This is a genomic window from Candidatus Villigracilis affinis (assembly GCF_016705895.1).
GTDB lineage: Bacteria > Chloroflexota > Anaerolineae > Anaerolineales > Villigracilaceae > Villigracilis > Villigracilis affinis.
On the sequence record NZ_JADJKT010000033.1, the window covers coordinates 1 to 12,263 of the forward strand.

At 53.2% G+C, this 12,263-nt stretch carries 10 protein-coding genes and 1 pseudogene; 8 read left to right on the plus strand and 3 right to left on the minus strand.

Translation table 11 applies throughout. From position 1 onward, the window contains the following. Positions 1-304 precede the first annotated feature (304 nt). From IPI86_RS14870 to IPI86_RS14880, 3 genes are all read left to right on the plus strand, one after another. Positions 305-2,278, plus strand: a complete 1,974-nt coding sequence (locus IPI86_RS14870; protein WP_345298793.1) for an ATPase, T2SS/T4P/T4SS family — start codon at positions 305-307, stop codon at positions 2,276-2,278. Between the two features lie 335 nt (positions 2,279-2,613). Further along, on the plus strand, positions 2,614-3,297 hold the full coding sequence (locus IPI86_RS14875) for a toll/interleukin-1 receptor domain-containing protein (RefSeq protein WP_345298794.1): 684 nt from the start codon (positions 2,614-2,616) through the stop codon (positions 3,295-3,297). Positions 3,298-3,585: 288 nt separating this feature from the next. Then, the gene (locus tag IPI86_RS14880) at positions 3,586-4,716 is read left to right on the plus strand and encodes a pyridoxal phosphate-dependent aminotransferase (RefSeq protein ID WP_345298795.1); all 1,131 of its coding nucleotides are present in this window, start codon (positions 3,586-3,588) and stop codon (positions 4,714-4,716) included. A gap of 230 nt (positions 4,717-4,946) precedes the next feature. Here IPI86_RS14880 and IPI86_RS14885 read toward each other — a convergent pair whose 3' ends face one another. Together IPI86_RS14885 and IPI86_RS14890 are read right to left on the minus strand one after the other, a co-directional pair. Further along, positions 4,947-6,875 (minus strand): hypothetical protein, encoded by a 1,929-nt coding sequence (locus IPI86_RS14885; protein WP_345298796.1) that lies wholly within the window; start codon positions 6,873-6,875, stop codon positions 4,947-4,949. 44 nt (positions 6,876-6,919) lie between these two features. Beyond that, a pseudogene (locus tag IPI86_RS14890) lies at positions 6,920-7,945 on the minus strand (PHP domain-containing protein); the annotation flags it as partial. An 81-nt stretch (positions 7,946-8,026) separates the two neighbouring features. Between IPI86_RS14890 and IPI86_RS14895 the strand changes: the two are divergent. From IPI86_RS14895 to IPI86_RS14915, 5 genes are all read left to right on the plus strand, one after another. Next, positions 8,027-8,815 carry an acyl-CoA reductase gene (locus IPI86_RS14895; protein WP_345298797.1) on the plus strand — a complete coding sequence of 263 codons (789 nt, stop codon included), beginning with the start codon at positions 8,027-8,029 and terminating at the stop codon, positions 8,813-8,815. Between the two features lie 55 nt (positions 8,816-8,870). Further along, entirely contained in the window at positions 8,871-9,512 is a 642-nt protein-coding gene (locus IPI86_RS14900) for an acyl-CoA reductase (protein WP_345298798.1), read from the plus strand. 12 nt (positions 9,513-9,524) lie between these two features. Then, positions 9,525-10,451, plus strand: coding sequence for a hypothetical protein (locus IPI86_RS14905; protein ID WP_345298799.1), 927 nt, complete (start codon positions 9,525-9,527; stop codon positions 10,449-10,451). Beyond that, positions 10,429-10,734 (plus strand): hypothetical protein, encoded by a 306-nt coding sequence (locus IPI86_RS14910; RefSeq protein ID WP_345298800.1) that lies wholly within the window; start codon positions 10,429-10,431, stop codon positions 10,732-10,734. The genes IPI86_RS14905 and IPI86_RS14910 overlap by 23 nt, the downstream gene beginning before the upstream one ends. Positions 10,735-11,546: 812 nt before the next feature. After that, positions 11,547-11,729, plus strand: a complete 183-nt coding sequence (locus tag IPI86_RS14915) for a hypothetical protein (protein ID WP_345298801.1) — start codon at positions 11,547-11,549, stop codon at positions 11,727-11,729. Between the two features lie 173 nt (positions 11,730-11,902). On the opposite strand, the gene IPI86_RS14920 is transcribed toward IPI86_RS14915, so the two are convergent. Further along, complete coding sequence (locus tag IPI86_RS14920; protein WP_345298802.1) at positions 11,903-12,070, minus strand: hypothetical protein; 168 nt, start codon at positions 12,068-12,070, stop codon at positions 11,903-11,905. Positions 12,071-12,263: the final 193 nt, after the last annotated feature.

The window sequence follows — 12,263 nt, forward strand, 5'->3', positions numbered from 1 at the left end:
AGGCGGCGCATAAGATGTTGCAACAGGCATTGACTGAAGACAAGATCGAATTGGCATTGATCCGAACGGCATCATTCCGATTGTCGATCCACGCCTGGCAGCCCAAGCCGTGAATTCGGATCGACGGGAGGACATCCTAATCTGGCGCTACAAGAAGGAGAAGTTGGAGGAGCTCGGACCGTTCGCCGATTCATTACTGGGCTTCGCCTCCCATTTTGTGCCCGCTGTTCGTGAAGGCGCTTCACGGATTGGATTGCTTCCCAGCCCGACGAAAAAACGTAGCTGGTTCGGGAAGGGCTAGACGATGTTTGATATTGCCGGTAAAACATTGAAGCCTGTTTCGGAAGCGCGCTCCTCGGATGAGATGGAACGCTGGTGGAATATTCTTGCTGAGGAAGGACGGGCAAAGAAAGCGATTGAGTCTCTGCAAAAAAGCATGACCTCCACGGAGATCGAAGCTCTGGCCCGTCAGGTCTTTGAAGAAATAAGTGTTCGTGCGGTGGATGCAGGCGTCTCTTTACCCAAGGAATACATCCTGCGCCTGATCGGTGAACTCTCCGGGATGGGTCCTTTACTGGAACTGATCGCCCGTTCGGATATCGAAGACATCGCCATCAACCTGGGACACATTTATGTGTACACCACCAGTAATGGCTGGGAACATGCCGGTCCTGCACCGGATGGGATTGGCGATGCGCTGAGAGTCATGATCGACCGCGCTGGACAACGTGCGCCGACTCCCGATTACCCGATTGCAGATGCGATGTTGCAGGTCATGGTTCCGCTCGTCGATGGAACCGTGCGGAGGAAAGGTGTGCGTATCAATTACGTTATGCCGCCGGCCTCGCCCTATGGAGATACGATCACCCTGCGTGTTTCCAACTACCGTACGGCTTTGGACCTGACTCAAGGGAGCCTTGCATTGCTTTGTCAAAACAGACTCCCACCTGTCCCGCGTCCCAAATTCGATCCGAAAGACTTTCCGCGTGGCAATGGCATTCTCACACCGGAAGCCGCGAATTATTTGTTGAGTGTCATGGTGCATGGCGGCACATTGGTCATCGCGGGCACGACCGGTTCGGGAAAGACCTTTGTGGGGCAGCGCATTTTGCAGGAGATGTTGGACTACTATCCGCGTGGTGCGATCCGTTTGTTTATCGTGGAAGATAGCAACGAGATCGTCCTGAACGGCTGGAATGGAGATGGCAAGGCAGATACAGGCAACATCATCTACACCGTGACCCGTCCCGAGATCCGTGGCGGTCCGCCACCGGTCACCATGTATGACCTGATCCGTTCCGCGTTGCGTTCGCGTCCGCATGGAGTCGTCATTGGCGAAGCACGTGGCGCCGAAGCTTGGGAATTGATCCGTGCTGCCGCGACCGGACATGGACATTCTGCTTTTACCATCCATGCCACCAGCGCTGAACATGTTTGGCCACGCTTTTTGCAAGTGGTGCAGGCTCATCCGGATGCAGCGCGCATGTCTGAGATCCAGATCGCACAGTCTTTTGCGGAAGCTATCACCGCAGCCGTATATATCGAACGCAATCCTCAGCATGGACAGATCGTGCGCGAGATCGTGGAAGTGTCCACCATCGTGGAACGCACCGCGGCACGTCCTTCGTTTTCCCCGTTATTCAAGCACGAAGCCGGTAAAGGGTTGACGCCAACAGGCAACCGTCCCATGCGACCGGGCTTTCGGGCGAACGATCTGAATATCCCTGAGTCTATTTTCAAGGCAGGGGTTGTAATGGCAGAGCAGACCATTGGTTCGACGAGAACCTTTGTATTGGCAAAAGGCTTTATACAGGTCGGCAATCATCCGGCTTTGATGGGTGAGGATGATACGCGCCGCTTATTTGCCGAAGTGTACGCCGATCCGGATCGTCCCGATGTGCGACCACAGGAGGCATACAAATCCATTCTCTCCTCGATGCAACCAGGTTGGACGCTACGGGTACTGCAATTGTTCTGGCCCGACCCGGAACCGAGGTTGGAGTTCCAGAAACAGGTTCAACGATGGAACACGCCATCTACAGAGGGCTTGGATATTTTGCACCAAGGCTTATCCCTTGCCGTGCAGGAATACCCGCTTCCCTTTGTACGTCGCACTGTATTCGAATTTGTATTGCCCGGTGATGAGGGAATTGCCTGGTGGGAAGGATTGAATGGATTATGTGCCGGCTTTGGGTTACGGATTCGGTACCTGGATCAGACTGCTATCGAAAGTTTGACCCGCTGGGTATTGAATCCAAATTTAGAATACAGGGCATAGTGTGTGTAGTATGTTCCAAGGATTGTCCATTTAATTCAGAAGGGGGTTGACAGCATTAGCTCCATTTTGAAGAACATGGGTGTATTTGATTTAGATCGCTTCTCAGGATTGATCCGAGAGTTTTTTCATTGGTTTGAGGGCGGTTCTGATCTGTCGCTTTGTTACACCTTTTGGCAGGTGTGGCATATAATTTATCCTATCCGTACAAAGCATGTTATACCGAACTATTCGGCATAACACCCCGCAGAGGGCAAAAAGCCGAATGTTTCGGTTTTAGCGTAACGGTTGCTTAAACCACTACTTGAAAGAGTTATTACAAATAGGAGAATTACTACATGGCAAGATGCACAGCACCAGTACACGGTCATCGCACGGCGAGCGGTCGAGCGGCCTGCCCTGCATGCGGTGGCAGTGGCGGTTATCGCGGTTATGGCGGCTACGGGTCGTACTCGTCCCCGTCTTATTCTCCGTCGCGGAGCAGCGTTGGCGGATCAGGCAGCAGCGCAAGGCCGAAATGGTCGCGAGCCGGTTCGTCCGTGGCGTACACAACTGCAGAGGTGCGGGCACTCACGCCGGTCCGCGAAAACGTCGAAAGGCGAGCGCCTCTGCCTGACGTTCGGGACGTCTTTTTGTGCCATGCGTGGGACGACCGGACAGGGGCCGCCAAGGACCTGCACGACCTGCTCGAGTCACGCGGTGTTTCGGTCTGGTTCAGCGAGAAGGACGTCGCCCTTGGCACGCCGTTGCTCCGCGAAATTGACCGGGGACTGGCGAAGTCACGAGTCGGGATCGTGCTGGTGACCCCTGCGCTGCTGAGCCGCCTCCGTGGAGAGGGCATCGCCGACAAAGAGCTATCGGCACTCCTAGCGCGTGACCTGCTCGTCCCCATTGTGCACGGCACGACGTATGAGGCTCTCCGCGACGTTAGCCCCCTGCTCGGCTCGCGAAGCGGCCTGAGTACTGCAGAAGATACGATGGCAAATGTCGCGGCTAAGCTCGCCGAGCTGGTTGCCCTCTAGCTCTATTGTCCACACAGATCTGAGTGGACGCTGACACGCAACAGCAGTTGCTATATCGCTTGTCGGTATTAGTGCGCATCGTGTTCAATTCTCCATGACTGTTCGCTCTAACAAGGCGCACTTGACGGGTGGGACGCTTCTGCGGCTTTTTCGGGCTTTACCTGCACCCAAACAGAATCCTGCTCTCGAATTTTTATCTACGCCCGCCCACCCGCAAGTATCCCACTCGCTCCGCTCGGGGACGATGTCGCAAACCGTTAGCCGCCACCTCCAAACACAAAGGTAAACATGACAAAGTTTCCTCCTAATGAAATTATCTCGCTTTTAGATGTCAATCTAAAATTCAACCTTGCAGAAAGTACGGCAACAAACCTTACTTTTGGACAAATTGCCGATGAAGCATTTCTTTCAGAACTCAATAAACTTGAGTTAGGTTACGGCACATCTCGCGGGTATGAGCCTTTGCGAAACGAGATTGCGAATCGATTATCAATTCCAGCCAATACAGTGATGACAACGAATGGCGCATCGAGCAGTATATTTCTAACAGCATTCACGTTATGCAATGCGGGTGATGAAATTGTTACTGTTTCTCCTAATTTTCCCCCAACGATGGATATTATTTCTGCACTTGGGGCAACTAAAAAAACAATACCTTTATCCTTTGATGAAAAATATGAACTCAATATTGAAAGGCTATCTTCAGTCCTGTCAGAGCGCACCAGACTTGTAGTTTTTGTCACTCCGCACAATCCTTCTGGAACTTCAACGGCACAAAAGACCATTGAAACGGCTATCAACCTTATCCAACAAAAAAGCCCCAGAGCCTATGTTTTGATTGATGAAACTTACCGTGAAGCAACTTATGGAGATAATCAAGCCGCACTTTCTATGGCAGGGTTTTCCGAGCGCATACTTACAACAACGTCTTTATCAAAATGTCATGGCGCACCTGGAATTCGGTTAGGATGGTTGACCTGCAATGATAGTGAATTGCTTGAACAATTAGCACTGGCAAAGATGAATACTGTTATTTCTTGCTCTGTTTTGGATGAAATGGTTGGATTTCATATATTGAGAAACAGCCAGAATATACTTGGCGAAAGAAAAGTATTACTTCAAAAAGGTGTAACGATTGTCGAGAACTGGATTCAAAGGAATACAGAATTTATTGAATGGGTACGTCCAAATGCTGGCGCGTTATGCTGTGTTCGCTTAAGACCAGATGTATTCACTGACGCAGAAGTTAATAATTTTTATTCTCATGCTGGCAATGCACAAATACAACTTGCGTCTGGTGAATGGTTTGGTGAGCAAAAAAGAGTCTTTCGGCTAGGGTTTGGTTTTCTTCCACTGCCTTTGTTAGAACAGGCTCTTTCCCTTTTAGAAGACACATTGAGAAAGACAAAAGGCAGCTAACAAAGCGCGGAGCAAAGATACTACCTGACGATGATGACTGTCCATAGCGCTTGTGTATATCCTAAGCAGTTTTCTATGCCTTGGACTTTTTTTCTGGGTGAACATCTTTGCCATCCCCGATCCAATGCGGTTACCCATTATGAGGGCAATGATACATACCTTTGAAGTCTTTGAATAAATGCCGATCAACCAAGCGGAGTCTTATGATGAGAAACAAACTATATGTCAAATTAGGAAATGGAAGCTACCTTTTCTGCCCGTAAATAAGGTTCCCCACGTTCCTTGTCCATCTCCATCACCCCTGTGATCAACAGGGGTGGATTTGAATCAAGAAAGGATTTTGCGATTCGATACACGTCCGGGAATAGAATCACATCCAAGGTCCCTTGCAAGTCTTCGATGGTCAGGAAGAGCATCATGTCCCCTTTCGCAGTCCGACTGCGGCGGGAGGTCTGACGCACGCCGGCAACGGTCACACGCCGCCCGATCTTTCCCACCGCATCAATGGAGGAAATTGCTCCGCTGATCTTCTCCTGCACCAGTTCAAGAGGATGGGCTTCCAGGCTGGCGCCGAGAATTTCCAATTGGGCATCCACTTTTTGTTGCAGGTTCCAATCCTCATCACTGGTGTCCGACCAGGAAAAAAGACTCATCTGATCGCTCTGCCAGCCGCCGGTTTGTAGTCGCTTCAGAATGGCGGGAATTTTTCCAAAGCCATCCAATGCCCCGATCTTCGCCAGGTGTTCCGCTTCCTGCATGCGTGGATCCACACGCGAAAGGAAATCATCCAGGGAGGTGAATGGTGCATATTGGATGATGCGTCCGATCGTACGTTGGGTCAATTCCTTTACCTGACCAAGACCCATGAAGAGCGCACGATCTTCCGGGCTGCTCATCCTTTGCACAGAGAACTGATGTCGGGAATAATTCACATGCGGGGGACGGACCTTCAACCCCAAACGTCTGGCTTCACTCAAGTAAACACGCTGGCTGTAATACCCGCCCCAATTGGCAAGCACCGCCGCCATGAACTCTGCCGGAAAATATTCCTTGCACCAGGCGGAACGCCAGCCGATCCTGGCATACGAAGCGGCATGGGCTTTGGGGAAGCCATAGCCGGCAAAAGCCGCCATCATTTCCCAGATGCGTTCACCGGTCTCGATGGGAATACTGCTGCGGGCTTGTGCTTCGTTGACGAATTTTCTTTCCAACTCCTGCATCTTCTTGCCTGGATCGAAATGACTCATCGCCCGCCGCAAGAGGTCGGCTTCAGCCAGACTGAAACCTGCAAGTTCATTAGCGATGCGCAAGACCTGTTCCTGATATAGGATCACCCCAAAGGTTTCATCCAATAAGGGCGCGAGCGCTGGATGAAGATGCCGTACCGGTTCCTCTCCTTTGAAGCGCCTCACAAAGGCATCCTTGAGTCCACCGGTCAGTGGACCGGGACGATACAGTGCCAACGCCGCCATGATGTCATCTTCGGTGCGGGCATGGATCTCACGCAAAGTTCCACGCATCCCCGGACTTTCGATCTGGAAGCAGCCAATGGTCTCGCCCTTCTCAATGCGATTGGAGGTGGCTTCATCGACGGAGGGTGTGGAGTCCAGGACAGCTAAAGGAGTCGCGTATTGTTCGGGTTGGCTTTGCTGCACGAACTCCGCCACGTCGCCGACGACAGTCAATCCACGAATACCCAGTAGATCGATCTTCACCAATCCCAAGGCTTCCACAGAATCGAGATCAAGTTGCGTAATGACCACACCCTTGCCACCCGAGTTCATGATGGGCACAAGATCTGTCAATGCGCCCGGCGCGACAATCACACCGCCGGGGTGCATGGAAAGATGACGTGGCAGTTTCAAGATGGCTTCGGAGTCATCGAAGATGGACTGATAAGCGGGATAAGCAGTTCGCAGGTCGGCAAATGGAGAGGGTGGGTCTTCACCCTCCTCGGATTCTTCGAAGCGTGCCCACCAGGCATGCGGCAATTGATTGGCAAGTTCACGTACCTTCGCAGGTTCCAATCCGTATGCCTTGGCGACATCCGCAAGTGCAGAACGCGGACGGTAGCGATTGATCGTTCCCACCATTGCCACCTTGTCGGCGCCATAGGTATCGAAGACATGCTGGATGACCGAGTCGCGCGACGAGAACACAGGTCTGTGTCGATATCCGGAGGTGTGACACGCGCAGGGTTGAGGAAGCGTTCAAAATACAAATTGAGGCGTAAGGGATCAGGACTGGTAATGCCGAGACAATGAGCAACCAGAGATGATGCTGCCGAACCGCGCGATGAATAAGGCACGCCCGTTGCGCGCGCAAAGTTCAGGATGTCCTCGACGATCAGGAAGATCGGCTCGAAGCCCATACGTGAGATTACTTCGAGTTCATGATCGAGGCGCGTTTGGATCTGTGGTGTGATCTCGCCATAGATTTCTATGGCTCCAACTGTGGCTTTATCGCGTAAATGTTGCGCGGCAGTCACGCCCTCTGGCAGGGGCACGACCGGCATCTGGGAATTGCCAAGCGGAAGATCAAAACGACAACGATCGGCAATTTCGATTGTGGCTTGTAGAGCTTCGGGAAATTCCTTGAAGCGTTCTTCAATGATCTGTGAAGGCATGAACCAGGCATCTGCCGGGGCAAGGGCTGTCTGGGAAATAGTGGTAACCGTTTGATTGAGTCGAATGGCTGCCAGTGTTTTTTGTAATCGAGCTTGCTCCGGGGCCTGGTAATAGACCGGGTGCGCGACCACGGTCGGCAATCCAAGGTTGCGTGCCTGGGCAGATAGGGATCCAGCGCTGGATACATTTCGCAAGGGGATATACAAACGATCTTCAAATCCATCTTGTAATCCCTGCGGAACTTCACATAAGGCAATCAGGTCCTTGGAATAGGTAAAAAGCATCTCCAACGAACAGGGAGCATCAGGATGATCGCGCAGAGCCAGGGTGCTACTCAGTCGGCAGAGATTGGACCAGCCTTCGGTGCTGGTCGCTAATAATTGAAGCGAACCCTGTTCCAGATCGATCTCCAACCCGATCACTGGTTGAATGCCAGCATCCTTGCAGGCTTTGACAAATTCAATGGTGCCGGTGAGCAGATGGTGATCGGTCAGACCCAAAGCTGACATGCCACAGGCTTTTGCAGCCTGCACCAAATCAGTGGGAGTCATTAAGCCTTCCTGCAAAGAAAAGGCGGAGTGAGTTGTGAGGTGGACGTACATCAGCGCAATTGTAAACGTTCCTGCCACTGATTAGCGACATGCGGAATACTCCCCCAAGCCCATCCCGCTATCATCCCGCGCATGTCATCCGATCATCCCATCCCAATTCCCTTCATCCTGCGCGGGCAGGAAATTACCGCGCAGGATCTGTTGTATCAAAGTCAGGACGGAAAGAATCAGTTCCATTATCCTGACCCACGCGCACTGCTTAGTCAGATCGTACTTTCGGACCCTACGCAACTCCAGCGCGACTTTGCCAATCTGCGTGTCAGCGAGATCATCGACTTTCTTGCCGAAGCCGGCAAAGCCATGACCCTTAATCATGCCCGCATGGAACAGGCTTGTCGTTTCAGCGTGCCGTTCAGCGCCCTGCCGGAGTCCATCGTGCGCGGCAGTTATGACCTGATCCCGGTTGTGTTTTCGAAGCTGGCATTGCGCACGATGGTCGAGAATGAGATCGGCTCCAAGTATCTGGACGGCTGGGTCGAGATGCCCTATGCGGACAAGATCGCAAGACGACGCGCCTATGGCGCACGCACCCTGCATTTCATCTCCGGCAATGTCCCGGTCGTGGCTGCCCTGAGCATCGCCCGCGCCGCCTTGATCAAATCAGACAACATCATCAAGGTCACGCCCAACGATCCGCTCACCGCCTCTGCCATCATTGGCGCGATGATGGATGTCGATCCAAATCATCCCGTCACCAAACATTTCTCGGTCGTGTATTGGTCAAAGGAACTGCAGGACTTCGAACACGAGCTGATCCAACCGCGCTATCTGGAGAAGATCATCTCCTGGGGTGGCGCCATTGGGCGGGGATCAACTCGACGCTCAACCACGGCAACCTGCAAGCCTCCGGCATTGATGTAATTGCCCTGGGTCCGAAGTTCAGCATTTCCATTTTAGGTTCGGAAGCATTCCAATCTTGACGTGCGAGATCGAAAAGGTCGCTTGCCAAACTCACTGCCAAGGATGCAGGTTCCTTCAACATGGAGTCCTGTGGTTCATCGCGTTTCCATTTTGTGCAGGCATCTCCGGATCAGGCGATGGAATATGCGCGGCGCTTGTACGATCATATGCAGCAGCAGGATCCAGCCTGAGCACCATCCCGAAGAATTTCCCAGCCGACCTGCAACACGAATCATCGCTGCCCGCGCCCAGGGATGATTTCATTATGTTGTCGGCGGGAGGGAATGAGGGCGCTGTGGTGGTCAGTCAGACCGGCGAACTGCCCGACTTCTTCCCCATGCACAAAGTTGTGGTGGTCATCCCCTTTGATGATCCGCTCCAACTCGTGAATTGCATTCATCCTTCCACGCAAACCGTCGGCATCTACCCCGAAACCCTCAAGAAGCCCTTGCGTGACCTCCTGGTGGCACGCGGCGTTTGTCGTTTCATTTCCATCGGACATACCGTGGACTATTCCATCGGCGGTCCCTTCAATTCAACCGAGATCATGCGGCGTGCCTGCCGCTGGATCCTGGATGAGTCTTATCCATCCAAATGGGAACTGCCTGGCTTCTATCTACGCAAAGCCTGGCAGATCCTCAAACACCATACTCTTTAGGAGATTCATTTCATGTCTGACCACATTCTTTCGGGTCCACCCGAATCCTGGACACGCCTTCCCGTCCAGAACCTATTCTCGCTATCCAAACCGGAATTGGATGACTTGCAATTGCATTGGGCGCAAACCCGATTTGGGCAGTTGCAGGATCGCATCCCCGCTTTGGATGCATTGGCGGAAAAGCAGGGCGTAAAGATCATTCCGGATTTCGAGACTCTTGCGACCATCCTCTTCACCCATCAGGTTTACAAGAACTATCCCTTTGCCTTCATCGAACGCAAGTTGTTCACCGAGTTGACACGCTGGTTGAACAAACTGACGGCGCATGATCTTTCCACGCTCGACATGCGCGGCGTGAACACCATTGATGAATGGCTTACACGTCTTGATGAAGCCGGCATGTTCGTCTTTCATTCGACCGGCACGAGCGGCAAGTTGAGTTTCTTCCCGCGCAGTCAAACAGAAAAGGAAGCCTGGGTCGAAGGCACCTATACCTTCCTGGAAGCCTTCATGCCGGGCATTCGCAATCTGCATCTGCCTGTCTTCTGGCCTGCTTATCGCAGCGGGCGGCAGGCGTCCATGCGCCTGATCACTCACTTCGGTCCGACGCTCGCAGGGAGTGAGGCGGAGTATCACAGCCTGTTCAACGCACCCATGTCGGCGGATTTCATGTCGCTGGCCATGCGCATGAAACATGCCCAGGAACATGGCGATCTGACAGTGATGGATACGATCAAGCCATCTTCAAGACCAAAGGCGAGATCGTCACCTCAAAGCGCGCAAGGCAGGTCTCACCAAAGTTTCTTCGACAAGATGGTGCGCGAGGTATCGCGGTCGGCGGGTCTTCCTGATGGCCTGCCACGGATCTGCTGGATGTTGCCCTGGAAGGGTTGGCAGCCGGACAGGAGCAGGTCTTTTGCATCCAACTCGGTCCTTTGACCGGCGGTGGTTTCAAAGGACGAAAGAGATCTCGGATTGGAAGGAGGTTGTCAAAAAGTTCTACGGTGTCGATCAGGTCTTCATCGTCCTGTGGCATGACCGAACTCAACACCCCTGGAACATCCCAATGGTGTTGGACCCGGACGGTACACCCTTACCGCGCAGGGGAGTACAAACCGGTCGTGCGGGTTATTTCGATCTACTCGCTCAAACCTATTGGGGAGGCATCCTGACCGGCGACCGCATTACGGTTCACTACGATGAGGAATGCGGCTGCGGTTGAAGGGTCCGGGATCGAGGATAACGTACAACGCTTCAGCGAACTCGATGGGCGGCGAGGACATCGTTTTCTGCGGGCGTGCAGTCTGCACCCAGTGACTTCACGGAATACGTCGCCGCCGATGTGCCGGAGAGGGGAGTAACGCCAGTTTTAGCACCGACCTGTGTCAGGCTTGCGCCTGCGATGCTGGATGAGGCTAGATAAACAATCCAACCTCACACCTTAGCGACACGGACGGATCACCCGCCCGTGTTTTTGTATCATGCCGTCCATGCCTGAACCGGACGACCTATCGCCGAGGACTTACCGCACAAAGACTCTTCTATATCGCAGAAAGCGCTGCATGCATTATCTAAAGCCCGAGGAAAATTATTTCCTGGATTGGATGAGTTGACATCGTTTCTCGAAGAGACCCTGCTTTGAAGTGCCTGCCCCTTCCAGAGAGGTTATGCCCGTGGAGGATCGGTCTGGATCGGAACTGCACGCCCGGGATGGATGGGATATTCATTTCTCCTTCACCAAGGGACTGGATCCGCGGTCCCACCACCACCGGCCTATGCAACAACCTAATCTCGGGAACCCGGTGCGGGCAAGACCAGCCTCTTGCGCTGATCACGTTGCGCGTTGTTGCAGGGACGGCCGGTCATCTCCATTGACCTGAAGGTGAGAATAATAAACTCTGTGAAGCCGAGGGTGGCAGGGTCGTGCCGGCTGGTATTCCTGAAGACACGGAAACCTGCCTCAATCATCCCCTGCAAGGCGAGAACCCGCAGATTTGTTACTGGCTGTCCGTTTCTTGACCGCATCACCTGCCGGTGAATTCGTTTTTATCCCGCGTGCAAGCCTGCCTGCGTGAAGCCGTGAAACGCCGTTGGGATCGAAGACCCGGTGCGATGTCTATTGCGGAATTCGTGGAGACTTTGGGAACGATCAATGTACCCGAAGCCGCCATGCCTTTGGCGTTGTTACGTCCTTCATGCGTGGTGGACTTTATTTGAAGGTCTCTTCGATAGACCCAAGGCTTTGTTGTCGCCTCATTTCCCGGCCGGCCAATGGTGGAACTTCGATCTGTCCTCATTGCGTGAAGAGAACCGCGCCATCGTGTACCCAGTGTTTGCATGGTCTCTGTATCATGCGGTCACGGCCGGCAAACAGCCGACAATGGACATCTTCATCGATGAAGGTTGGCGCCTGTTGCGCAGCGGTCCGCCCACGGACTTGCTGGATTGAATGCGGCAGGCGCGCACTCAAGCGTGGCGTCGGCGTGACGCTCATCACCCACCCGCCTGCCGACCTGATGAAAATCCCACTTCACGAGTCTTGTGTCCACTGCATTCATCGGTCGGCTCGACCCGGATGAGGTTTCGCCTTTATCGGCTTCGGCATGCCGGAAAAGTGAGGCGCAAGAATGCTGAGAACCGACTTGGCGATTGCCGCCGAGAGAATCTTTCTTGCAGCCCTTCCGCCGGAAGAGAGCATTGTTTCCGGCATTGGTTTCAATCCTGCCCACGTGGATCCAGTTCTGGGAAACA

Bases quoted from the DNA above. Each gene is read 5' to 3' on its own strand.
- IPI86_RS14870 (WP_345298793.1), top strand. From the start codon at position 305: ATGTTTGATATTGCCGGTAAAACATTGAAGCCTGTTTCGGAAGCGCGC.
- IPI86_RS14875 (WP_345298794.1), top strand. From the start codon at position 2,614: ATGGCAAGATGCACAGCACCAGTACACGGTCATCGCACGGCGAGCGGT.
- IPI86_RS14880 (WP_345298795.1), top strand. From the start codon at position 3,586: ATGACAAAGTTTCCTCCTAATGAAATTATCTCGCTTTTAGATGTCAAT.
- IPI86_RS14895 (WP_345298797.1), top strand. From the start codon at position 8,027: ATGTCATCCGATCATCCCATCCCAATTCCCTTCATCCTGCGCGGGCAG.
- IPI86_RS14905 (WP_345298799.1), top strand. From the start codon at position 9,525: ATGTCTGACCACATTCTTTCGGGTCCACCCGAATCCTGGACACGCCTT.
- IPI86_RS14920 (WP_345298802.1), bottom strand. From the start codon at position 12,070: ATGAATGCAGTGGACACAAGACTCGTGAAGTGGGATTTTCATCAGGTC.